The sequence below is a fragment of the Geobacillus kaustophilus genome (assembly GCF_000948285.1).
Classification (GTDB): Bacteria; Bacillota; Bacilli; order Bacillales; family Anoxybacillaceae; genus Geobacillus; species Geobacillus thermoleovorans_A.
The window spans coordinates 2,273,895-2,295,644 of record NZ_JYBP01000003.1 but is presented as its reverse complement, the minus strand read 5'-3'; the positions used below and the strand labels follow the sequence as shown (position 1 = coordinate 2,295,644).

Sequence of the window (21,750 nt, the reverse complement as noted above, 5' to 3'; positions counted from 1 at the left end):
TTTCGTATAGTGAATAGAGACGATGCAAAGAGAGGCCCATTATCTATGACGGATTTTTGGTCACCCGTATGGTTGTCAATAAAGGTGTCCCTTCTCGCTGGTTTGATCGTCGCCATCCTCGGGGCCGCAGCGGCGGGGTGGATGGCGCGCTGCCGGTTTCGCGGGAAGACGATCGTGGAGACGGTGTTTATGCTGCCGTTGGTGCTGCCGCCGTCGGTCGTCGGGTTTTTGCTTGTTGTGCTGTTTGGGCGGCATAGCCCGATCGGACGGCTGATGGAAACGTGGTTTCACACAACGGTGCTGTTTACACCCGGCGCTGCGGCGTTGGCGGCGGTCGTTGTGTCGTTCCCGCTCATGTACCAAGCGGCGAAAGCGGGGCTCGAAGCAGTCGATCCGACGATCGAAGGAGCGGCGCGCATCGATGGGGCGAATGAGCGCCAAGTGTTTTGGCATATTTCGCTGCCGCTGGCCAGAAACGCTTTGTTGTCCGGGGCGGTGCTGTCGTTTGCCCGCAGCTTGGGAGAGTTTGGCGCGACGCTCATGTTTGCCGGCAACATCCCAGGCAAAACGCAAACGATCCCGACCGCTGTCTATATGGCGATGGAGTCGGGGCGGATGGAGCTAGCGTGGGCATGGGTGGCGGTCACCATTGGATTGTCATTTAGTTTGTTGTCCTGTGCGGCGAAACTAGGCCGTTTGCAACGATAGAAGAACAGGCCGTTGGAACATCACGCGGCCCATGAAAGAGAAAGGAGGGAGCGCCATGGAAGAGCGCGACCGGATGAAGATCATCGACCGCCTCGCCCGCCCGCTTCGCGATTTGCGGTTGTCGGTCACCGATCAGTGCAATTTCCGTTGCGTTTATTGCATGCCCGCTGAAGTGTTCGGGCCGAATTTTCGCTTTTTGGCGGAAGACCAGCTGTTGACCGTTGAGGAAATGGCGCTGTTGGCGGAATGTTTTGTCGAACTCGGGGTCGAAAAAATCCGCCTGACGGGCGGCGAGCCGCTGCTTCGGCGCGACTTGGATGCGCTCATTAGGCGGCTGTCCATGATTCCCGGATTGCGGGACATTGCCCTCACGACAAACGGCATCCATTTGGTGAAATGGGCGAAACGGTTGAAAGCGGCCGGGCTGAAGCGCGTCAACGTCAGCTTGGATGCGTTGGACGATGACATTTTCCGCAAAATGAACGGCATCGGCGCCGGCGTTACTCCGGTGTTAAAAGGCATTGAAGTCGCTCGGGCAGCCGGACTCGGCGTGAAAGTCAATATGGTCGTCAAAAAAGGATGGAACGACTCGCAAATCGTGCCGATGGCCGCCTACTTTAAAGATTTGGGCATTCCGCTCCGCTTGATTGAATTTATGGACGTCGGCACAACGAATGGCTGGGATTACTCTCATGTCGTGACGAAAAAAGAGATGTATGAGCAAATCAACGCCATGCACCCGCTCGAGCCGGTGGAAAAGGAGTACTTCGGCGAAGTAGCGAGCCGCTACCGGTACGCGGGCACGAACGTGGAAGTCGGCTTTATCGCCTCAGTGACAGAAGCGTTTTGTCGAAGCTGCACACGAGCGCGCATTTCCGCCGAAGGCAAGCTGTACACATGTTTGTTTGCTTCTGAGGGCGTGTCGTTGAAAGACAAACTGCGCGCCGGCGCGGGAAAAGAGGAGCTGAAGGCGCTGATTGCCGCAGTCTGGAGCAAACGAGCAGATCGCTATTCCGAGGAACGGACGGCAGAGACAGCGAAACAGCGCCCGAAAATTGAAATGTCGTATATTGGAGGATGAAGAAAAACGGGAGCGCTCTTTCAATAGAAGAAGCGATCCCGTTTGGTTTATGTTTTCGAAAGTGCGAATCGGCGTTTTTTTCTTTATGCCTTCACCGCCGCCAACACGCGCGGGAAGAGGATGTTGTTTTCCAAATGGATGTGGGTGAACAAATCGTCTTCAAGCGCCGCGAGCCGGTTGTAGACGAGGCGGTACGTGCCGCATGCGTCCTCCGGTGGGGTGAAATCGTTCGTGATGTTGCGAATTTCTTTGATCAAATCGCCGGCGGCATCATGCTCATTGACGAGTTCGCAAACAGCCTGCTCAACCGCCTCCCGGTTTTCCGGCGACGGGTTGTCGGCAAATTGCAAAATGAGCGGGAACGCGCCTGTTTCCTCTTTCACGAGATGCTGCTCGAGTTCCGTTTTTAACTCATGAAACAGTTTATGCACACGGGAAAGATGCGGGTGGTGCATGCCATGAACGCGCAACACTTTCGTGACATACGGGCTGAGCTGCGGCAGTTCCTCGTTCAAATAGCGGTGGTGCGTGTTGATGATATGATCGACCAAGTCGGTCAACGGCGCTTCGCTCCAGTTTTCGGCCGGCTTGTTTTGCGTCTCGTTATACAAGGCGTTCAGTTCGCGAAGGAGTGCTTCGCCGTCCAGCCCGCGCTCTTCGGCAGCTTCTTTCAGCGTGCGCTGTCCGCCGCAGCAAAAGTCAATGCGATGCGCTTTCAACAAATCCGCCGCTCTCGGAAATTTAGTGACAATATCGCCGATCAACGATTGCTCGGTAAAACTCTGTTCCATTTGGGATCCCTCCATCGTCAAATCGTTGCAGCTTCAGCATATCTTGTTTTCCATGTCAATGTTGTGATACATCTCACACAGGCGAAAAAAAGCGGACAACAAAGGAATGTGATCAACATCACAACTGTGCCCTTCTTCTTTCCTGTAAAATAAAACAGACGAAATGTAAAGAAGAAAGCAACTGTAAATCCGTCATTCCCTATAGAAAAAACGAACTGTTGGAAACAAAGAGGGGGGATTCAGCATGTGGCCGTTGGCTAAGACGCGCCGCTGGGAGGAAGAAAAAAGAGAGCTTGAGCGCCGGATCGAAGAGGTGAAACACCAGCTCGTGAAACAAGAAGACGCCATTCGCGAAACAGTGGCGGAACTGCTTGGAGAATGGCAACAAATCGTCCGCCAACACGAACTCGTCAACGGGCAGCACCATGACTTAGGTGACTTGGTGGAAAAAACGAAAGAAAAAGTAGACAATGTCAGTACGCTCAGCCAATCGTCATACGCGATCTCTGGCCGTCTGCGCGAACAGGGGACGGCTTTGGCGAAAACGGCTGGACAGATGGTGGCAGCGGCAAAAGAAGGAATTCGCATGTCCAAAGAAGTTGAGCAGACGATCGGGCAACTGGGGGACGAAATGGAGGCGACGTCGGCAGCGATGCACCGGCTGCGCGACCGTTCGCAAGAGATTGAGCAAATTGTCAAGGTCATTAAAGAGATCGCAGGACAGACGAATTTGATTGCCTTAAACGCCTCGATTGAGGCGGCGCGCGCCGGGGAGCATGGAAAAGGGTTTTCCGTCGTGGCCGCCGAGGTCAGAAAGCTGGCGGAACATACGGCAGACAGCACGGAAATGATTCATCAACTCACCGATGCGGTGCAGCAAGAAATTCAACGATCGCTCACGCAAACTGGTGCCATTTCGGCCATCATTGATAAAGTGGTGCAAATGAGCATTCATACATCACGGACATGGTCGGCGATGATCGGGCTGATCGATCAAGTTGAAAAACGGGTTGGCGATGTGCTCAACGATATTCAAGAACAGTTCCGCTATGCCGATGAAGTGATGAAGGAGCTTGAGCGGTCGGCTGCTTTGTTCGGAGAAACGCGGGCGATGATTTTGCAACATATTGATGATGCCACCGTCGTTGACGAAAAGTTGGCGAAATCGATCAAGCAGCTGCAAGATTGGCAATCATCGTGATGAAGCGATAAAATGGGCTTAGTGAAGTGAGTGAGGGAAAGAAAGGGGAGAACACCTTTGGCCGAAAGACGAACCCCCATTCCCGTACGGGAAGCGATCAATCGGGTGATGCGTTACGCTGGAAGAGGGGAAGAGGAGATCGTGCCCCTAAGGCAGTCGTACGGCCGCTATTTGGCGGAAGATTTATGCGCCGACCATGATGTGCCGCCGTTTGACCGCTCGCCGTATGACGGATTTGCCATTCGCGCCGCCGATTCTGAAGGAGCGGGGCTTGATCATCCGGTCGAGTTTGAAGTGATCGAAACGATCGGCGCCGGGCAAGTGGCGAAGCAGCCTGTCGGCCCGTTTCAAGCGGTGCGCCTGATGACCGGGGCGCAAATTCCGGAAGGATGCGATGCGGTCGTCATGCTCGAGCTTGCGAAACAATACGAGCGGGACGGAAAAACGTATATGGCCATTAAACGCCCGTTCCGCCCCGGAGACAACATTTCGTTTCAAGGGGAAGACGCGAAAAAAGGGCAGCCGCTTGTCGAAAAAGGAACGCGCATCAACCCCGGGGTGGCGGCGCTCTTGGCGACGTTCGGCTACGCTGAAGTGAAGGTGGCGAAAAAGCCGCGCATTGGCATTTTTGCGACCGGAAGCGAGCTGCTCGACGTCTCTGAACCGCTCGTGCCTGGAAAAATTCGCAACAGCAACGCCTACATGATCGAGGCGCAGGTGCTGAGAAGCGGCGCCGAGCCGATTTATTTCGGCCAGCTCGCCGACGACCTCGAGGCGTGTTTTCACGCTGTGCGCCAGGCGCTCGATCAAGTAGACATGCTTATTACGACCGGCGGCGTCTCGGTGGGCGACTTCGATTATTTGCCCGCCATTTATGAGCGGCTCGGGGCGAATGTGTTGTTTAACAAAATCGCCATGCGCCCGGGAAGCGTGACGACCGTCGCCGAACGGGATGGCAAGCTGCTGTTCGGCTTATCCGGCAACCCGTCGGCGTGCTATGTCGGGTATGAACTGTTCGTCCGCCCGGTCGTGCGCACGCGGTTGTTTTCCACAAAGCCGTATTTGAAAAAAGCGAAGGCCACGCTTGGCGCCGATTTCCCGAAGCCGAACCCGTTCACCCGCTTTGTGCGCAGCCGGGTCGAAGCGGTCGACGGCCGGATTGTCGTCAAACCGGTTGGCATGGACAAATCGAACATCGTCACCTCGCTTGCCTTTGCGAACGCCTTGATGGTGCTGCCGGGCGGAACGAAAGGGTTTGCGGTTGGCGATGAGGTGGAAGTGTGGCTTTTGGATGACGATGAGGGGTCGAGCGAATGAACGTCTGGCAAGTCGTCGGCTATAAACATACAGGCAAGACGACGCTTGTGGAAAAATGGGTGGCGGCCGCTGTCCGGGAAGGATGGCGCGTCGGGACGGTGAAACACCACGGCCATGGCGGCGAGCCCTTGCAGCCAGAAGGCGTCGATTCCGTCCGTCATGAGCGGGCCGGGGCGGTGGCGACGGCGGTGGAAGGGGATGGGCTGTTGCAGCTCCATCTCCGCCGCCCGTTGTGGCGGTTGGATGACATTTTGGCGCTCTATGCGCCCCTTCGGCTCGATTTTGTGTTGGTGGAGGGCTACAAACAAGAGCGGCACCCGAAAGTCGTGCTCGTCCGCACTTGGGAAGATTGGGCGTCGCTTCAGCACCTCGCCAACATTCGCGCCGTCATCGCCTGGGAGCCGCTCGAAGGGCCGCTAGCGCACCCGGTGTTTTCGCTGGCTGATGACCACGAATATATTCCATGGCTCATGAACGAGGTGAGAACACGAACATGACAGAACCGTTGTTTGCCATTACCGACCGGCCGATTTCGGTCGAGGATGTGATGAAAAAAGTGATGCGCCCGGAAGCGGGGGCGGTCGCCGTCTTTGCCGGCACGGTGCGCGAATGGACGAACGGCAAGCGGACGCTCTTTTTGCAATATGAGGCGTACGTGTCGATGGCCGAGAAAATGCTCGCGCAAGTCGGGGCGGAAATTGTGGAGAAATGGCCGGGGGCGAAAACCGCCATCACCCATCGGATCGGCAAGCTTGAGATTGGCGACATCGCCGTCGTTATCGCTGTTTCCTCGCCGCACCGCGCCGAAGCGTATGAGGCGAATCGCTATGCCATTGAGCGGATCAAGCAAATCGTGCCGATTTGGAAAAAAGAGCAATGGGAGGACGGAAGCGCCTGGGTGGGTGACCAGCTTGAAACAACGGCGTATCCGTCCGGAAAACCGGAGGTGAAAGAGGGATGATCCGTCTATTGTTTTTCGCGCATTTGGGCGAGCAAGTCGGCGAGCGGGAAGTGACATGGCTGCACGTTCCGGAAACGGTGAAAAAGTTGAAAGATGAAGTAGAAGAACGATACGGCGTCTCGCTTGGGCGCGTCATGACAGCGGTCAATGAAGAGTATGCCTGCGACGAGGCGCCGCTTCACGAAGGCGACACGGTCGCCTTTATTCCACCGGTCAGCGGAGGATGAGACGGATGGCGAACAAAAGCAAATGGGTGATGCCGAAGCAACACGGCGCTTGGGCGATGCTCATCATCCCGTTTTGGCTCGGGGCGTACGCCGGCGGGTTTTCGTGGGTTCACGCGCCGCTCTTTATCGCCTGGACCGCGCTCTATTTGGCGACGTATCCGCTCTTAATGGCGGTGAAAACGAAACGGAAAGAGTCGTACGTGCCCGTCGCTGCCCGCTACGGCGCCATCGCTGCGGCGGGGCTGGCCGTCTCCCTTTGGCAGCAGCCGGCGCTTCTCTACTTCGGGCTCGCCATGGTTCCGTTTTTCTTGGTGAACACGTACTACAGCAAGAAAAAGAACGAGCGCGCCTTTTGGAACGACGCGGCGGCCATCGCGGCGTTTTGCATCGGCGGTCTCGCCGCCTTTTACGCCGGCCGCGAGTCGCTGACGCTCGAAGCGTTTGAACTTGCCCTGTTTTCCTTCCTCTTTTTCCTCGGCAGCACGTTTTACGTCAAAACGATGATTCGCGAAAAGAAAAACAAACGGTACAAATGGCTGTCATGGGGCTACCACGCCTTGCTGATTGTTGGCCTCATCGCCATCCGCGAGCCGTTCGCCGTTTTGGCCTATACACCAAGCGTCATCCGCGCCGTCTATTTGTACGGCAAGCCGCTGCCGATCATGAAACTTGGTATCTTAGAGATCGCCAACGCGGCGTACTTTTTCATCGCGATGATCGTGATCTATTCGTGAACGAACCCCAAACGGGAGCCATCAATGACCGTTTGGGGTTTTTCTTTTGGTTAAGCGGCATCGCCCTCGGCATGTTTTGTCTGGCTGTTGATTAGGGAAGAATCGTTTTTTCACTTTCTTTTCGTTAAAATTAAGAGTAAAGAGTACATATGGAGGAGGCTGTATATGTTTATGGAAAAACAAATGACAGCAGAAGAAATTTTAAAAGCCATTCAAAACATGAGCAATGAAGAACGATGGAAATTGCTTGATAAGCCGTCGAATGTGAGTACATGTGTGAAACGTGGTCGTCTGTTTTGTGAGAACTGGGACGTGAAGGAAAGGGGAAAACGACGTCCATCCCTATCGGAAGGGAAGACGATCGTTTTTCTCTGCGAAAAAGCAAAGGGGGGTGTCCCAAAAGGATCGGGACACCCTTGCTCATCACCATATATCGCCACGAAACAATGAATCATGCGCAATATGTTGTGTTGCGTTTGAGAAGAATGACGCTTTTGGGTCAGCCCCTTCTTTTTGGCCGCACCCGCCCGTCAGTCGATGCGGCACAGCTCGGGCGGGCAGCCTTCGCAGGAGATTTCGTCGCGCAAATATTGCAAGTCGTGGACGCTGATTTTTCCTTTTTGCACGGAGATGATGCCTTTTTTCCGCAAGTCGCCGAGCATGCGGTTGACGACTTCGCGGGCGGTGCCGCAAAAGTTGGCGAGCTCTTGGTTCGTAAGAGGCACATCGATCAAAATGCCGTCTTCTTTCATCACGCCGTAGCTGTTGCACAATCGGATGAGCGTCGAATAGAGCGCTCCTTTTTTGCCGTGCAAAATGAGGTCGCGGAACTTCGTCTGCGTTTTCCGGAAATGGAGGCTCATCCATTTCATGAACTCGACGGCTAGTGTTGGATGGTTGGCGATTTCTTGTTCGAGCCTCTCGCGCGGAATGGCGGAAACAACGCCGTCTTCGAGCACTTTTGCCGTCAGCATGTAGCGGGCGCCGGGGCAAAAGAGCGTCAGTTCGCCGATCAAGTCCCCTTCGCTGCAAATGCGCAGCGCAAGCTCCTGTCCATTCATGTCCATTTTGCTGATTTGGATTTTCCCGGATTGGATATAGTACAGTTCGTCCGCCTTTTCTCCTTCTTGAAACAAGTACGTTCCTTTCTCAAGGCGAAGATCGCGCCCGATCGATGTAAGCCACTTCTGCCATTCACGAGATTCAACCTCGTTCATCGGATCACAACCTTATATAAAATGTGTCGCTATTTAAAAGTGTACAGGAAAAAAGAGGGAAGTCAATATAAGGATAGTGGAAAGATTGAAAACTTGTTGAACATTGGTGGAATCTTTTATGAGAGGCTTTACGCCTGAGTGCATGAGGGGGATGGACGAGATAATGCGCTTCGGCAGCTGAGCCAAAGCGGTTTTCGTTTTCCCGTGGGCCTGGTGAACATAAGGGGACAAGAAAGAAGAAAATCCCTTAAAAATTATTAAATATACATTTGATTTTATTTTTATACAGTATTATAATGAGAACTACATGAGGCATACGGGTGAGGGGGAACGGTTGATGAACGCAGCCATTATCGGGGCGACGGGATATAGTGGTGCGGAGTTGCTTCGCTTGTTGCACGGGCATCCGCGTGTGAGCCGCTGCGATGTTTTCTCGTCGTCGCAGGACGGGGTTCATTTATCGGAAAGTTTCCCGCACGTCGGCTCGGTCGATGGTGCGGTGCTGCATAAACTTGACATCGAGGCGCTTTCCCGTTACGATGCGGTCTTTTTCGCCACGCCGCCCGGGGTGTCCGGGGAGTGGGCGCCGGCGCTCGTTGATCGGGGAGTGAAAGTGATCGATTTATCCGGAGATTTCCGTTTGAAAGACGGGGCGGTGTATGAACGATGGTACGGGCGGGAGGCAGCGCCGGCGGAATATTTGGCGCGCGCCGTATACGGGCTGACGGAGTGGAACCGAGAGGCGATCCACGGGGCCGTGCTCCTATCCAACCCGGGCTGCTATCCGACGGCGACGCTGCTTGGCCTGGCGCCGCTTGTCAAAGAAGGATTGATTAAGGAAGACTCGATCATCGTCGATGCCAAGTCCGGCGTATCAGGAGCAGGGAGGAAAGCAGGGCTCGGGACGCATTTTTCCGAAGTGAACGAAAACGTGAAAATTTATAAAGTGAACGTCCATCAGCACATTCCGGAAATTGAGCAAACGCTGCAAACGTGGAATGAAGCGATGGAGCCGATTACGTTCAGCACTCATTTGATTCCGATGACACGGGGCATTATGGCGACGATTTATGTGAAGGCGAAACAGCCGCTTCCGCCAAACGACTTGGTAGATTTATATAAAACAAGTTATGAAGGTTCGCCGTTTGTCCGCATCCGTCAACTTGGACAGTTTCCAGCGACGAAAGAAGTGTACGGCTCCAACTATTGCGACATCGGCCTCGCCTACGATGAACGAACGGGACGGGTGACGGTCGTGTCGGTGATTGATAACTTGATGAAAGGAGCCGCCGGGCAGGCGGTGCAAAACTTCAATTTGATGATGGGGTGGGATGAGGCCGAGGGCCTCCAATCCTTGCCGATCTATCCGTGAGGGAAGGGGAACGAACATGACAGCAACGAAACAAACGGCGCAAGTGACGGCGGTCGCTGACGGAACGGTTGTCACACCGAAAGGATTTCAAGCGGCTGGGGTGCACGCCGGGCTGCGCTATTCGAAAAAAGATTTAGGGGTTATTCTATGCGACGTGCCGGCTTCGGCGGCAGCGGTGTATACGCAAAGCCATTTCCAGGCGGCGCCGCTCAAAGTGACGCAGGCCAGCCTCGCTGTAGAACAAAAATTGCAGGCGGTCATCGTCAACAGCGCATGCGCGAACGCCTGCACCGGCGAGCAGGGGATTCGCGACGCCTATGAAATGCGCGAGCTGTGCGCGAAACAGTTTGGCTTGGCGCTGCACCATGTGGCCGTCGCTTCAACAGGCGTGATCGGGGAATATTTGCCGATGGAAAAAATTCGCGCGGGCATCGAACAGCTCGTTCCCGGTGCGACGATGGCGGATGCTGAGGCGTTTCAAACGGCGATTTTAACGACGGATACGGTGATGAAGCGCGCCTGTTACCAAACGGCCGTCGATGGGAAAACGGTCACCGTCGGCGGGGCGGCGAAAGGATCGGGGATGATCCATCCGAACATGGCGACGATGCTCGCGTTCATTACGACCGATGCCAACATCTCTTCGGCGATGCTGCATGATGCGCTCCGGTCGATTACCGATGTATCGTTCAATCAAATTACGGTCGATGGCGATACGTCGACGAACGACATGGTTGTGGTGATGGCAAGCGGCCTCGCTGGAAATGACGAATTGACGCCGGACCATCCGGATTGGGAACACTTTTACGAAGCGCTGCGGAAAACGTGCGAAGATTTGGCGAAGCAAATCGCCAGAGACGGCGAGGGGGCGACGAAGCTCATTGAAGTGCGCGTGCGCGGCGCGAAAACGGACGATGAGGCGAAAAAAGTCGCGAAGCAAATCGTTGGCTCAAACTTAGTGAAAACGGCCGTTTACGGCGCGGATGCCAACTGGGGGCGGATCATCGGCGCGATCGGCTATGCCGATGCGGACGTCGATCCGGATAATGTGGATGTCGCGATCGGGCCGATTGTGATGCTGAAAGGAAGCGAGCCGCAGCCGTTCTCGGAAGAAGAAGCGACGGCGTATTTGCAACAAGAGACGGTCGTCATTGAGGTGGATTTGCACTTGGGCGATGGTGTTGGCGTCGCGTGGGGCTGCGACTTGACGTACGATTATGTAAAAATCAACGCCAGCTACCGGACGTAAGGGGAGAGAAAGATGGGGAAAACGGTCGTCATCAAATGCGGCGGCAGCGTGCTCGATGAGCTGTCTCCAGCCTTTTTTGCCAGCGTGAACATGATGCGGGAACAAGGGATGGATATCGTCATCGTCCACGGCGGCGGGCCGGAAATCGGACAGATGCTGAAAAAGCTGGGGGTGCCGAGCGAGTTTGTCAACGGCTTGCGGAAAACGACGAAAGAGGTGCTTGTCGTTGTGGAAATGGTGCTCTCCGGCAAAGTGAACAAACAGCTTGTGGCGATGCTCAAGCAGCACGGCTTGCCGGCGGTCGGCGTTTCCGGCGTGGACGGGGGGCTGCTTGAAGCTGAACCGATCGACTTGGCCAAACTCGGCTATGTCGGCCGTGTGAAAACGGTTCGCTCCAGCCTTTTGCGCACGCTGCTTGAGGCGGGCTACGTTCCGGTCGTTTCACCGCTTGGTGCCGACCAAAACGGGCAAACATACAACATTAACGCCGACACGGCGGCTGGGGCGGTCGCGGCAGCCATCGGCGCCAGCCAGCTCGCGTTTGTGACGAACGTGCCCGGCATTTTGCGAGACGGCGCGCTCGTGGCCCAGGCGACGGCGGAAACGATTGAACGATTGATCGAAGACGGCGTCATCACCGGCGGGATGATTCCAAAAGTGAAAGCGGCGCTCTCCGCCCTGTCCGATGCGCTGCCCGAGGTGATGATCGTCAGCGGCAAAACGCCGTTTTATCAAAACGGAACATGGCACGGCACAACGATTCGCAAAGAAGTGGGGGTATATTGATGAGCGCGCTGTTTCCGACCTACAACCGTTGGAAGATCGCCGTCCAAGCGGCGGAAGGGACGGTTATGACAGATGTAAATGGAAAACAATATCTCGACTTTGTCTCGGGCATTGCCGTCTGCAATCTCGGCCATCGCCATCCGCACGTCCAAAAGGCGATTGAAACGCAGCTGAATCAATATTGGCACGTATCGAACTTGTTTACGATTCCCATTCAAGAAGAGGTCGCTTCCTTGCTTGCCGCCCACAGCGCCGGCGACTGCGTCTTTTTCTGCAATAGCGGAGCCGAGGCGAACGAAGCGGCGCTGAAGCTGGCGCGCAAACATACGGGAAGACATAAAGTGATCACGTTTTCCCAATCGTTTCACGGCCGGACGTTCGCGACAATGGCCGCGACCGGGCAGGAGAAAGTGCATAGCGGTTTCGGTCCGCTGCTTCCGGAATTCATTCACTTGCCGTTGAATGATGTCGACGTTCTCAAACAGGCAATGAGTGAGGAAGTGGCGGCGGTGATGCTTGAGGTCGTCCAAGGGGAAGGCGGCGTCCGCCCGGTTGACCCGGCGTTTTTGCAAATAGCGTCGGAGCTGTGTCAACAGCACGGGGCGCTTCTGATCATCGACGAAGTGCAAACCGGCATCGGCCGGACCGGAAAGCCGTTTGCTTACCAGCATTTCGGCGTGGAGCCCGACATCATCACCGTGGCGAAAGGACTTGGAAGCGGCATTCCGGTTGGTGCGATGATCGGCAAGGCGTTTTTGAAAGAGTCGTTCGGGCCTGGCGTGCATGGGTCGACGTTCGGCGGCAACCCGATCGCGATGGCCGCTGCCAAAGCGACATTGGAAGTGGTGTTTGATCCGTCGTTTTTGCAAGACGTCCAAGAAAAAGGAAACTATTTGGTTGCGCGGTTAAATGAAGCGCTCGCCCCGCTTGACATCGTCAAGGACGTGCGCGGGCTCGGGCTCCTTGTCGGGGTAGAGTGCCAAACGGACGTCGCACCGCTGTTGCCATTGATTCATGAAAACGGCTTGCTCGTCCTCTCGGCGGGGCCGAAGGTGATCCGCCTGTTGCCGCCGCTTGTCGTGACGAAAGCGGAAATCGATAAAGCGGTGGACATTTTAACAAACGTGTTGAACAACGCCAACGCCTCAGCCGTCTTGTAAACGGACGGCCGACGGCTTAATTTTTATTCCTGTTCATGCATAAAAATTCTAAAACGGCTATAAAAACTCAAACGATGAGGTGGCGCTAATGAAAGCGTACTTGCATGTGGCGAGCGGAAAAACGTTCAGCGGCGAGCTCGCCGCTCCGCTGGAAAAAACGGTGAGCGGGGAGATCGTTTTTTTCACCGGCATGACCGGTTATCAAGAGGTGTTGACCGACCCGTCGTATAAAAACCAAATCATCGTTTTTACGTACCCGCTGATCGGCAATTATGGCATTAATGAAGACGATTTTGAAAGCAAGCGGCCGCATGTGGAAGCAGCCGTCGTCTACGAGGCGAGCCGTGAAGGGTTTCATTACGGGGCGCAATACAGCTTGGCGGAATATTTGCGGCATTGGAACATTCCGCTCCTCACGCACGTCGATACGCGCGCCCTTGTGAAAGAAATCCGCACCGCTGGGACGATGATGGCGGAATTAAGTTTGTCGCCGATTCCAGCAGTTGCTGATGAGGAAGCGGCGTTTCCAGTGCGCGCGGTGTCGACGAAAACGATGGAGACGCATGGTCAAAGCGGACCGCATTTAGTGCTGATCGATTTCGGCTATAAAAAATCGATTTTGCAGTCGCTCCTTGCACGCGGCTGCCGGGTGACGGTCGTGCCGCACGATACGGCGCCGGAAGCGATTGACGAGCTGAAACCGGACGGGCTTGTCCTCTCGAACGGCCCGGGCGATCCGAAGCAGCTGCGCGCTCAGCTTCCAGCCATTCGCCAGCTCATCGACCGGTATCCGACGCTGGCGATCTGCCTTGGCCATCAGCTCGTCGCCTTGGCGTACGGGGCGGATACGGAAAAACTCCGCTTCGGGCACCGCGGCGCCAATCAGCCGGTGTGGGACGCCGTGAAGCAAAAAGTGATGATGACGTCGCAAAACCATAGTTATGTTGTGAAAGAAGAGAGCCTAGCGGCCACGCCGTTTGACATCCGCTTCATCAACGTCAACGACGGATCAGTCGAAGGAATCGTTCATCGCCATAAACCGATTTTGTCGGTGCAATATCATCCGGAGGCGCATCCGGGGCCGCAAGATACCGGCTATATTTTCGACGAATTTTTGCAAACCGTGTTCAAGGGAGAGAAAGTATATGCCTAAAGATTCCTCGCTTCAGTCGATTCTCCTGATCGGGTCGGGGCCGATTGTCATCGGTCAGGCCGCCGAGTTTGACTATTCCGGCACACAAGCGTGCATCGCCTTAAAGGAAGAAGGATACCGCGTCATTTTAGTGAACAACAATCCGGCGACGATCATGACCGATGAGGTCCATGCCGATGCTGTGTATTTTGAGCCGCTCACCGTCGATGCGGTCGAAGCGATTATCGCCAAGGAACGTCCGGACGGGCTGCTGGCGACGTTTGGCGGCCAGACCGGACTCAACTTGGCGTTTCAGCTGCATGAATCCGGGGTGCTTGAAAAGTATGGGGTGAGACTGCTCGGAACACCGATTGAAGCGATCAAGCGCGGGGAAGACCGCGAAGCGTTCCGCGCGTTGATGCATGAGCTTGGCGAACCGGTGCCGGAGAGCGAAATTGTCACGAGCGTCGAGGAAGCGGTCGTGTTTGCCGAACAAATCGGTTTTCCGATCATTATTCGTCCCGCGTATACGCTCGGCGGGACGGGCGGCGGCATTGCCGAAAATATGGAGCAATTTCTGGCCCTCGTGGAAAAAGGGCTTGCCGAAAGCCCGATCAGCCAATGTTTAATCGAACGGAGCGTCGCCGGGTTTAAAGAAATTGAATACGAAGTGATGCGCGACCAGTCGAATACGTGCATTACGGTTTGCAATATGGAAAACGTCGATCCAGTCGGCATCCATACGGGCGATTCGATCGTCGTCGCACCGTCGCAGACGTTGACGGATGAGGAATACCAAATGCTTCGCACGTCGGCGGTGAAAATCATTTCCGCATTAGGGATCATCGGCGGCTGCAACATTCAGTTCGCCCTTGATCCGAACAGCAAACAATATTACTTGATCGAAGTCAATCCGCGCGTCAGCCGCTCGTCGGCGCTCGCGTCGAAAGCAACCGGCTACCCGATCGCCCGCATTGCGGCGAAGCTCGCGGTCGGCTACACGCTCGCGGAGCTCGTCAACCCGGTGACAAAAACGACGTACGCCAGCTTCGAGCCGGCCTTGGACTACGTCGTCGTCAAGTTTCCGCGCCTGCCGTTTGACAAGTTTCCGAATGCGGACCGGAAGCTCGGCACGCAAATGAAAGCGACCGGGGAAGTGATGGCGATCGACCGCAATATGGAGCGGGCGTTCCAAAAAGCGGTGCAGTCGCTTGAAGGGAAAAACAACGGGCTGTTTTGGCCGGAGCTTGAGGCCAAAACGAATGACGAGCTGAAGCAGCTGCTTGTCGATAAAGACGACCGCCGCTTTTTCGCCATCTTGGAGCTGCTCCGCCGCGGGGTGACGGTTGAGGCGATTCATGAATGGACGAAAATTGACCGCTTTTTCCTTTGTTCGTTCGAGCGGCTCGTGGCGCTCGAAAAACAGGCGGCAGCCACCACAATCGACACGATCGATGAGCCGACGTTCCGCTTTTTGAAAGAAAAAGGGTTTAGCGACGCCTTTTTGGCCGAAACGTGGGGCGTGACGGAGCTTGATGTGCGCAACAAGCGGAAGGAACTTGGCATTGTGCCATCATACAAAATGGTCGACACGTGCGCGGCCGAATTTCATTCGGAAACGGATTATTACTACTCGACCTATTTCGGCGAAGACGAGCGGAAGAAAGCGAGCGGCAAGGAGAAAGTGCTGATCATCGGCGCTGGGCCGATCCGCATCGGCCAAGGCATTGAGTTTGACTACAGCTCGGTCCATAGCGTGTTCGCCTTGCAAAAAGAAGGCTATGAAACGGTGATGATCAACAACAATCCGGAAACCGTCAGCACGGACTTTGCCGTCGCCGACCGCCTTTACTTTGAGCCGCTCACCTTAGAGAGCGTCTTGGATGTCATTGAAGCGGAACAAATCAAGCATGTCATCGTTCAGTTTGGCGGACAGACGGCGATCAATTTGGTCAAAGGACTCGAAGAAGCAGGTGTGCCGCTGTTGGGCGTCACGTACGATATGATTGACCAGCTTGAGGATCGCGATCGTTTTTACCAGTTGCTTGAGGAACTTGACATCCCGCACGTACCGGGCTTGATGGCGAACAACGCCGAGGAGCTCGCCGCCAAAACGGCCGAGATCGGCTGCCCGGTGCTGCTTCGCCCGTCGTATGTCATCGGCGGCCGCGGCATGTTTATCGTCCATAGCGAGGCGCAGCTCACCGCTTTGATTGAGCAAGGCGAGTTGGCATATCCGATTTTGATCGATGCGTATTTGGAAGGGAAAGAGGCGGAGGCCGACATCGCCACGGATGGGACGGACATTTTACTGCCGACGATTATCGAACATGTCGAAAAAGCCGGCGTCCACTCCGGCGACAGCTATGCATGGCTGCCGGCGCAGACGCTCACAGACGAAGAAAAAGCGAAAATCATCGACTATGCGGGCCGGATTGCGAAAAAACTTGGCTTTAAAGGAATCATGAACATTCAATACGTCATTGCGAACGGCAATGTATACGTCCTTGAAGTGAACCCGCGCGCGAGCCGGACGGTGCCGATCGTCAGCAAAACGACCGGCGTGCCACTGGCGCAAATTGCGACAAAGTTATTGCTTGGGAAATCACTCGTCGACATCGTTGACGAAAAAGCGCGCGGGTTGGCGGTCATGCCGTACGCCGTGTTAAAGTATCCGGTCTTTTCAACCCATAAGTTGCCAGGGGTTGACCCGATGGTTGGACCGGAAATGAAATCGACCGGCGAAGGCATCAGCATCGCCGCGACGAAGGAAGAAGCGGCGTACAAAGCGTTTTATGCGTACTTGCGAAAGAAAGCAAACGCCAATGAAATGTATGTGATCGGCGGCATCGATGAGGCGCTGGCAGCGGAAATCGAAGCAAAACAGCTTGTAATCGTGTCTGATCTCCCGTTTGCCGAGTGGGTGAAGCGCGACGCAGCGCTCGCGGTGATCAACTTGGGCAAAGAGGAAGACGAGGCAAACAAACGAATGGCTGCGTTGTCCCGACAATTGCTCGTCTTTACGGAATGCGAGACGGTGAAGCTTTTCTTGCAGGCGCTCGATATTGATCATCTTGATGTGCAGCCGATCCACGGCTGGTTGGAAAAGAAAAAACAGGCGGTGATCGCATGAATGCAGTGTTGTCATTAAAAGGGAGAGATTTTTTAACGCTGCTCAATTTTTCAACAGACGAAATTATGGACTTGTTGGCGCTAGCAGCCGATTTAAAAGCGAAACAAAAAGCCGGCGTGCCGTATGCGCCGCTTTCCGGCAAAACGATGGCGATGATTTTTGAAAAGCCCTCAACGCGCACGCGCGTGTCGTTTGAAGTCGGCATGATCCAGCTGGGCGGCCAGGCGATGTATTTAAACGGCAACGATTTGCAGCTTGGCCGCGGCGAAACGATTGCGGATACGGCGCGCGTCTTGTCGCAATACGTCGATGTCATTATGATCCGGACGTTTGCTCATCAAAAAGTGGAAGAACTGGCCAAATATGCGTCCGTTCCGGTCATCAACGGGTTGACGGACGATGATCATCCGTGTCAAGCGCTGGCGGATTTGCTGACGATTTATGAAGTGAAAAAAACGTTCCAAGGCGTCAAACTCGCCTATGTCGGCGACGGCAACAACGTCGCCAACGCCTTGCTTGCGGCCGCAGCCAAAGTGGGAATGGATATTTCCATTGCCTGTCCGCCGGGCTATGAGCCGAAGGCGGAATACGTCGAGTCAGCGCGCCGGATCGGCGAGAAAACCGGAGCAACAATTGTCGTGACGCACGACCCGCTTGAGGCAGCGGCGGGAGCCGATGCGATTTATACAGACGTATGGACGAGCATGGGCCAGGAAAGCGAAAGCGCCGAGCGGCTTCAAGTATTCCAGCCGTACCAAGTGAATGAACAGCTCGTCAAAGCGGCGAAGTCGGATTACCTCTTTTTGCATTGCCTGCCGGCCCATCGCGGCGAAGAGGTGACGGCCGGCGTCATGGACGGCCCGAACTCCTTCGTCTTTGAACAAGCCGGCAACCGGCTTCATGTGCAAAAAGCGATTTTAGTGTCGATCCTATAGGAAAAAGGGGCTGACCCAAAAACGTCATTCTTCTCAAACGAAATACAACATATTGCGCATGATTCATTGTTTCGCGGCGATATATGGTGATGAACAAGGGTGTCCCGATTCTTTTGGGACACCCCCTTTTTCGCTCTTCGCAAGGAAAAGGATTTCCATGAGGAAAAAACATTTTTATTGTGAAAGGCTTGACGCTTCGTGTGCGGCGGCCCCCATCATTTCCCTTCTTATGAACAGCGGCGAAACTGGGAATGCTAACAAATGCAATCGAAGCAAGGGGGATGAAACAAATGGGCCAACCGCGCCATTTCAAACCAGGGGATAAAGCGCCGAACAACGGCGTGTACATTGAAATCGGCGAAACGGGCGACAACGTAAAACATCCGAAAAAGCTGAAACTGAAAGCCGGCGATACGTTCCCCGAAACGTCGAACCATAACCGGCATTGGACGTATTTGCGCAAGCCGTGAAGCACAACAAAAGCCATTCCAGGTATGGAGTGGCTTTTCATTTGCCATGCACTTCGCGATCCGCTATAATGATTTATGGTCAAAGAAGGTCAAATGGAGGGAACGGCATGGACGCAAGCCGTTTGACGGAAAAACTGCAAGAGGCGCTGATGGCAGCGCAGTCGCTCGCCAAAGAACGACATCATCAACAGCTTGATGTCGAGCATCTCTTGATTGCGCTGCTCGAACAAGAAGGCGGCCTGGCGCCGCGGCTCGTGGAGCTTTCCGGCGCCGACAAGGAAAAGGCCGCTGACTGGCTTCACAGCCAGCTTCGCCAAAAGCCTGAAGTGCATGGGGCGGACGGGCAGCTGTATGTTGCGCCCGCCTTGGCGCGGCTGCTTGAGAAGGCGGAAAACGAAGCGAAGCGAATGCAAGACGAGTACATATCGGTCGAACATGTGCTGCTCGCGTTGCCTCATGGCGCCGAACCGGTCGCTCGGCAGCTGGCGTCGTTTGGACTGACGAAGGAAGCACTATTAGCCGCAGTGAGAAACGTAAGGGGGAATCAACGCGTGACGAGTCCACATCCGGAAGCAACCTATGAAGCGTTGGCAAAATACGGGCGCGACCTTGTCGCGGAAGCGAAAGCTGGAAAAATCGACCCAGTCATCGGCCGCGACAGTGAAATTCGCCGCGTCATCCGCATTTTGTCGCGGAAGACGAAAAACAACCCGGTGTTGATCGGCGAGCCGGGCGTCGGAAAGACCGCTATTGTCGAAGGGCTCGCTCAACGCATCGTGCGCAAAGACGTCCCGGAAGGGCTGAAAGACAAAACGATTTTCGCTCTTGATATGAGCGCGCTCGTCGCCGGAGCAAAGTTTCGCGGTGAATTTGAAGAACGGCTGAAAGCGGTATTGAACGAAATCAAAAAAAGCGACGGCCGCATCATTTTGTTTATTGACGAGCTGCATACGATCGTCGGTGCAGGCAGAGCGGAAGGGGCGATTGACGCCGGCAATATGCTCAAGCCGATGCTTGCCCGCGGCGAGCTGCGCTGCATCGGGGCGACGACACTTGATGAGTACCGGCAATACATCGAAAAAGACCCGGCGCTCGAGCGCCGCTTCCAACAAGTGCTTGTCCAAGAGCCGAGCGTCGAGGACACGATTTCGATTTTGCGCGGATTGAAAGAGCGATATGAAGTGCACCATGGAGTGAAAATCCACGATCGCGCGCTCGTCGCGGCCGCCGTTTTGTCCGACCGTTACATCTCTGACCGCTTTTTGCCTGACAAAGCGATCGATTTGGTCGATGAAGCGTGCGCGACGATCCGGACGGAAATGGAATCGATGCCGTCGGAGCTGGACGAAGTGATGCGCCGCGTCATGCAGCTTGAAATTGAAGAGGCGGCCTTAAACAAAGAAACGGATGAAGCGAGCCGCGAGCGGCTTGCGGCATTGCAAAAAGAACTTGCCGATTTGCGTGAAAAGGCGAACGCCATGAAAGCGCAATGGCAAAAAGAAAAAGAAGCGCTTGACCGCGTCCGCCGTTTGCGCGAGGCGCTCGAGCGGGCAAAACGCGAACTGGAAGAGGCGGAAAACGAGTATGATTTAAACAAGGCGGCGGAGCTTCGCCATGGCCGCATTCCGCAGTTGGAAAAGCAACTCAGACAGCTCGAGGAAGAAATCAGTGAGCAAAGTGAAGGGAAATTGCTGCGCGAGGAAGTGACGGAAGAAGAGATTGCCGAAATCGTGTCGCGCTGGACTGGCATTCCGCTCACCCGCCTCGTCGAGGGAGAGAGGGAAAAGCTGCTTCGCCTTCATGAATTGCTGCATAGACGGGTCATCGGTCAAGACGAAGCGGTCGAGTTTGTCGCGGACGCCGTCTTGCGGGCGCGGGCCGGCATGAAAGACCCGAACCGTCCGATCGGATCGTTTTTGTTCCTCGGACCGACCGGCGTCGGCAAAACGGAACTTGCCAAAGCGCTCGCCGAGGCGCTGTTTGACAGTGAGGAGCAGCTCATCCGTCTTGACATGTCCGAGTATATGGAAAAACACGCCGTCTCCCGCTTGATCGGAGCGCCGCCCGGCTATGTCGGCTATGAGGAGGGCGGCCAGCTGACCGAGGCGGTGCGGCGCAAGCCGTATTCCGTTCTGTTGTTCGATGAAATCGAAAAAGCTCATCCGGAAGTGTTCAACATCCTGCTGCAGCTGCTTGATGACGGACGGCTCACCGATTCGCAAGGGCGGACGGTCGATTTTAAAAATACGGTTGTCATTATGACGTCGAACATCGGCTCACCGCTTTTGTTGGAAAACAAAAATGGCGAAATCGATGAATCAACGCGCCAGCAAGTGCTTGACCAATTGCGCGCCCATTTCCGCCCCGAATTTTTAAACCGAATCGACGATATCGTCTTGTTTAAGCCATTGTCGATGAATGAAGTGAAAGGCATCGTCGAAAAGTTCGCCCGTGAACTGTCGCGCCGTTTGGCGGATCGGCATATCGAACTCGTGTTGACCGAAGCGGCGAAGCAATACATCGCCGAAGCGGGCTTCGACCCGGTATACGGCGCTCGGCCGCTCAAACGGTTTATGCAAAAGCAAATCGAAACGCCGCTCGCCAAAGAGTTGATCGCTGGGCGGGTGAAAGATTACAGCACCGTCATCGTCGATGCGGAAAACGGGAAACTGGTCATTCGCCCGTCGGTGCAGGTGGGTTGAACGTGACAGCGGTGTCTATATAGATGCAATTTGAAGCTTTACCTTTTGCAGCTTTTACCGAGCATTGGATCGACTGTCGATCGACCGAACAGCGCCGATTCCACACCCATGTATGGGTCTGTGAAGAGGTGGTTGTTCGGTCTTCCGTCACGTCAAGGCGTGACGAAGAAGCCCGGGGCTTGCCTTCGACAGTCAAAAATGGACAAGCCGCTTTTCCATCAAGGATATGTTAAACGTTTTCGCTGCATCTATATAGTCGCGAAACATAATGGGGGATGGACCGCTCATCACATCAAAAAACAATGCCTTGGGGTTTTTTCGTCCCAAGGCGTTGTCTTATAAAGCGAATGATCAATGATGGTGATCCCCGGCCGGCTCGTCCGGAATCAAGGCTGCAATTACGAAGACTAAGATCGTCACGATGACGCCAAGCAAAGCACCGGTTGCGAAGTTGTAGCCGATGCCCTGCATCGAGCCCATGACGTACGTCGCCATTTGCACGAGCAAAAACGTCCAGAAAAACGTCCAAAACAAGCGCATCTTTGTTCCTCCCATCTTCGCGTCATTTCTTTTT

The 21,750-nt window shown here is 54.9% G+C and carries 20 protein-coding genes; 17 read left to right on the top strand and 3 right to left on the bottom strand.

Annotated features, from left to right (window positions below; all coding sequences use genetic code 11):
* The first annotated feature begins 45 nt into the window (after positions 1 to 45).
* Positions 46 to 708 (top strand): molybdate ABC transporter permease subunit, encoded by a 663-nt coding sequence (gene modB, locus LG52_RS11840; RefSeq protein ID WP_044732090.1) that lies wholly within the window; start codon positions 46 to 48, stop codon positions 706 to 708.
* A 55-nt stretch (positions 709 to 763) separates the two neighbouring features.
* Positions 764 to 1,789, top strand: a complete 1,026-nt coding sequence (gene moaA, locus LG52_RS11835; RefSeq protein ID WP_044732089.1) for a GTP 3',8-cyclase MoaA — start codon at positions 764 to 766, stop codon at positions 1,787 to 1,789.
* An 83-nt stretch (positions 1,790 to 1,872) separates the two neighbouring features.
* Here the strand turns inward: moaA and ric are convergent, their stop codons facing one another.
* Positions 1,873 to 2,580, bottom strand: a complete 708-nt coding sequence (gene ric / locus LG52_RS11830) for an iron-sulfur cluster repair di-iron protein (RefSeq protein WP_044732088.1) — start codon at positions 2,578 to 2,580, stop codon at positions 1,873 to 1,875.
* A 244-nt stretch (positions 2,581 to 2,824) separates the two neighbouring features.
* Here ric and LG52_RS20845 point away from each other — a divergent pair, with 244 nt between their 5' ends.
* Genes LG52_RS20845 through LG52_RS11800 form a run of 6 tightly spaced genes read left to right on the top strand, consistent with a single transcriptional unit; the run spans position 2,825 to position 7,020 of the window.
* On the top strand, positions 2,825 to 3,781 hold the full coding sequence (locus LG52_RS20845) for a methyl-accepting chemotaxis protein (RefSeq protein WP_044732087.1): 957 nt from the start codon (positions 2,825 to 2,827) through the stop codon (positions 3,779 to 3,781).
* 57 nt (positions 3,782 to 3,838) lie between these two features.
* Positions 3,839 to 5,098, top strand: a complete 1,260-nt coding sequence (gene glp / locus LG52_RS11820; protein WP_044732086.1) for a gephyrin-like molybdotransferase Glp — start codon at positions 3,839 to 3,841, stop codon at positions 5,096 to 5,098.
* Complete coding sequence (gene mobB, locus LG52_RS11815) at positions 5,095 to 5,595, top strand: molybdopterin-guanine dinucleotide biosynthesis protein B (RefSeq protein ID WP_044732085.1); 501 nt, start codon at positions 5,095 to 5,097, stop codon at positions 5,593 to 5,595. Before glp ends, mobB begins: the two co-directional genes overlap by 4 nt.
* A complete protein-coding gene (locus LG52_RS11810; protein WP_044732084.1) occupies positions 5,592 to 6,059 on the top strand; it encodes a molybdenum cofactor biosynthesis protein MoaE in 468 nt (155 codons plus the stop codon). The genes mobB and LG52_RS11810 overlap by 4 nt, the downstream gene beginning before the upstream one ends.
* Positions 6,056 to 6,286 carry a molybdopterin converting factor subunit 1 gene (moaD, locus tag LG52_RS11805; protein ID WP_044732083.1) on the top strand — a complete coding sequence of 77 codons (231 nt, stop codon included), beginning with the start codon at positions 6,056 to 6,058 and terminating at the stop codon, positions 6,284 to 6,286. The genes LG52_RS11810 and moaD overlap by 4 nt, the downstream gene beginning before the upstream one ends.
* A gap of 5 nt (positions 6,287 to 6,291) precedes the next feature.
* On the top strand, positions 6,292 to 7,020 hold the full coding sequence (locus tag LG52_RS11800; protein ID WP_044732082.1) for a YwiC-like family protein: 729 nt from the start codon (positions 6,292 to 6,294) through the stop codon (positions 7,018 to 7,020).
* 530 nt (positions 7,021 to 7,550) lie between these two features.
* Here LG52_RS11800 and LG52_RS11790 read toward each other — a convergent pair.
* Positions 7,551 to 8,237, bottom strand: coding sequence for a Crp/Fnr family transcriptional regulator (locus tag LG52_RS11790; protein WP_044732080.1), 687 nt, complete (start codon positions 8,235 to 8,237; stop codon positions 7,551 to 7,553).
* Between the two features lie 337 nt (positions 8,238 to 8,574).
* Between LG52_RS11790 and argC the strand changes: the two genes are divergently transcribed.
* The 9 genes from argC to clpB all read left to right on the top strand — a co-directional run bounded on the left by argC (position 8,575) and on the right by clpB (position 21,176).
* A complete protein-coding gene (gene argC, locus LG52_RS11785) occupies positions 8,575 to 9,609 on the top strand; it encodes an N-acetyl-gamma-glutamyl-phosphate reductase (protein ID WP_044732079.1) in 1,035 nt (344 codons plus the stop codon).
* A gap of 16 nt (positions 9,610 to 9,625) precedes the next feature.
* Positions 9,626 to 10,858 (top strand): bifunctional ornithine acetyltransferase/N-acetylglutamate synthase, encoded by a 1,233-nt coding sequence (gene argJ / locus LG52_RS11780; protein WP_044732078.1) that lies wholly within the window; start codon positions 9,626 to 9,628, stop codon positions 10,856 to 10,858.
* 12 nt (positions 10,859 to 10,870) lie between these two features.
* A complete protein-coding gene (gene argB, locus LG52_RS11775; RefSeq protein ID WP_044732077.1) occupies positions 10,871 to 11,644 on the top strand; it encodes an acetylglutamate kinase in 774 nt (257 codons plus the stop codon).
* Complete coding sequence (locus LG52_RS11770) at positions 11,644 to 12,804, top strand: acetylornithine transaminase (protein WP_044732076.1); 1,161 nt, start codon at positions 11,644 to 11,646, stop codon at positions 12,802 to 12,804. The genes argB and LG52_RS11770 overlap by 1 nt, the downstream gene beginning before the upstream one ends.
* An 88-nt stretch (positions 12,805 to 12,892) precedes the next feature.
* Entirely contained in the window at positions 12,893 to 13,957 is a 1,065-nt protein-coding gene (locus LG52_RS11765; RefSeq protein WP_044732075.1) for a carbamoyl phosphate synthase small subunit, read from the top strand.
* Positions 13,950 to 17,069, top strand: a complete 3,120-nt coding sequence (locus LG52_RS11760; RefSeq protein ID WP_044732074.1) for a carbamoyl phosphate synthase large subunit — start codon at positions 13,950 to 13,952, stop codon at positions 17,067 to 17,069. Before LG52_RS11765 ends, LG52_RS11760 begins: the two co-directional genes overlap by 8 nt.
* Positions 17,066 to 18,004, top strand: coding sequence for an ornithine carbamoyltransferase (argF, locus tag LG52_RS11755; protein WP_044732073.1), 939 nt, complete (start codon positions 17,066 to 17,068; stop codon positions 18,002 to 18,004). The genes LG52_RS11760 and argF overlap by 4 nt, the downstream gene beginning before the upstream one ends.
* A gap of 290 nt (positions 18,005 to 18,294) precedes the next feature.
* Positions 18,295 to 18,474: a YjzC family protein gene (locus tag LG52_RS11750; protein WP_011230299.1), complete on the top strand. Its 180-nt coding sequence runs from the start codon at positions 18,295 to 18,297 to the stop codon at positions 18,472 to 18,474.
* 107 nt (positions 18,475 to 18,581) lie between these two features.
* Positions 18,582 to 21,176 (top strand): ATP-dependent chaperone ClpB, encoded by a 2,595-nt coding sequence (gene clpB / locus LG52_RS11745; RefSeq protein WP_044732072.1) that lies wholly within the window; start codon positions 18,582 to 18,584, stop codon positions 21,174 to 21,176.
* Positions 21,177 to 21,527: 351 nt separating this feature from the next.
* Here clpB and LG52_RS11740 read toward each other — a convergent pair whose 3' ends face one another.
* Entirely contained in the window at positions 21,528 to 21,716 is a 189-nt protein-coding gene (locus LG52_RS11740; protein ID WP_011230302.1) for a YjzD family protein, read from the bottom strand.
* Positions 21,717 to 21,750 lie beyond the last annotated feature (34 nt).

What these genes read in the sequence shown, in the direction of transcription:
- modB (WP_044732090.1), top strand. Translation starts at nt 46, where the DNA reads ATGACGGATTTTTGGTCACCCGTATGGTTGTCAATAAAGGTGTCCCTT.
- moaA (WP_044732089.1), top strand. Translation starts at nt 764, where the DNA reads ATGGAAGAGCGCGACCGGATGAAGATCATCGACCGCCTCGCCCGCCCG.
- ric (WP_044732088.1), bottom strand. Translation starts at nt 2,580, where the DNA reads ATGGAACAGAGTTTTACCGAGCAATCGTTGATCGGCGATATTGTCACT.
- LG52_RS20845 (WP_044732087.1), top strand. Translation starts at nt 2,825, where the DNA reads ATGTGGCCGTTGGCTAAGACGCGCCGCTGGGAGGAAGAAAAAAGAGAG.
- mobB (WP_044732085.1), top strand. Translation starts at nt 5,095, where the DNA reads ATGAACGTCTGGCAAGTCGTCGGCTATAAACATACAGGCAAGACGACG.
- LG52_RS11810 (WP_044732084.1), top strand. Translation starts at nt 5,592, where the DNA reads ATGACAGAACCGTTGTTTGCCATTACCGACCGGCCGATTTCGGTCGAG.
- moaD (WP_044732083.1), top strand. Translation starts at nt 6,056, where the DNA reads ATGATCCGTCTATTGTTTTTCGCGCATTTGGGCGAGCAAGTCGGCGAG.
- LG52_RS11800 (WP_044732082.1), top strand. Translation starts at nt 6,292, where the DNA reads ATGGCGAACAAAAGCAAATGGGTGATGCCGAAGCAACACGGCGCTTGG.
- LG52_RS11790 (WP_044732080.1), bottom strand. Translation starts at nt 8,237, where the DNA reads ATGAACGAGGTTGAATCTCGTGAATGGCAGAAGTGGCTTACATCGATC.
- argC (WP_044732079.1), top strand. Translation starts at nt 8,575, where the DNA reads ATGAACGCAGCCATTATCGGGGCGACGGGATATAGTGGTGCGGAGTTG.
- argJ (WP_044732078.1), top strand. Translation starts at nt 9,626, where the DNA reads ATGACAGCAACGAAACAAACGGCGCAAGTGACGGCGGTCGCTGACGGA.
- argB (WP_044732077.1), top strand. Translation starts at nt 10,871, where the DNA reads ATGGGGAAAACGGTCGTCATCAAATGCGGCGGCAGCGTGCTCGATGAG.
- LG52_RS11770 (WP_044732076.1), top strand. Translation starts at nt 11,644, where the DNA reads ATGAGCGCGCTGTTTCCGACCTACAACCGTTGGAAGATCGCCGTCCAA.
- LG52_RS11765 (WP_044732075.1), top strand. Translation starts at nt 12,893, where the DNA reads ATGAAAGCGTACTTGCATGTGGCGAGCGGAAAAACGTTCAGCGGCGAG.
- LG52_RS11760 (WP_044732074.1), top strand. Translation starts at nt 13,950, where the DNA reads ATGCCTAAAGATTCCTCGCTTCAGTCGATTCTCCTGATCGGGTCGGGG.
- argF (WP_044732073.1), top strand. Translation starts at nt 17,066, where the DNA reads ATGAATGCAGTGTTGTCATTAAAAGGGAGAGATTTTTTAACGCTGCTC.
- LG52_RS11750 (WP_011230299.1), top strand. Translation starts at nt 18,295, where the DNA reads ATGGGCCAACCGCGCCATTTCAAACCAGGGGATAAAGCGCCGAACAAC.
- clpB (WP_044732072.1), top strand. Translation starts at nt 18,582, where the DNA reads ATGGACGCAAGCCGTTTGACGGAAAAACTGCAAGAGGCGCTGATGGCA.
- LG52_RS11740 (WP_011230302.1), bottom strand. Translation starts at nt 21,716, where the DNA reads ATGCGCTTGTTTTGGACGTTTTTCTGGACGTTTTTGCTCGTGCAAATG.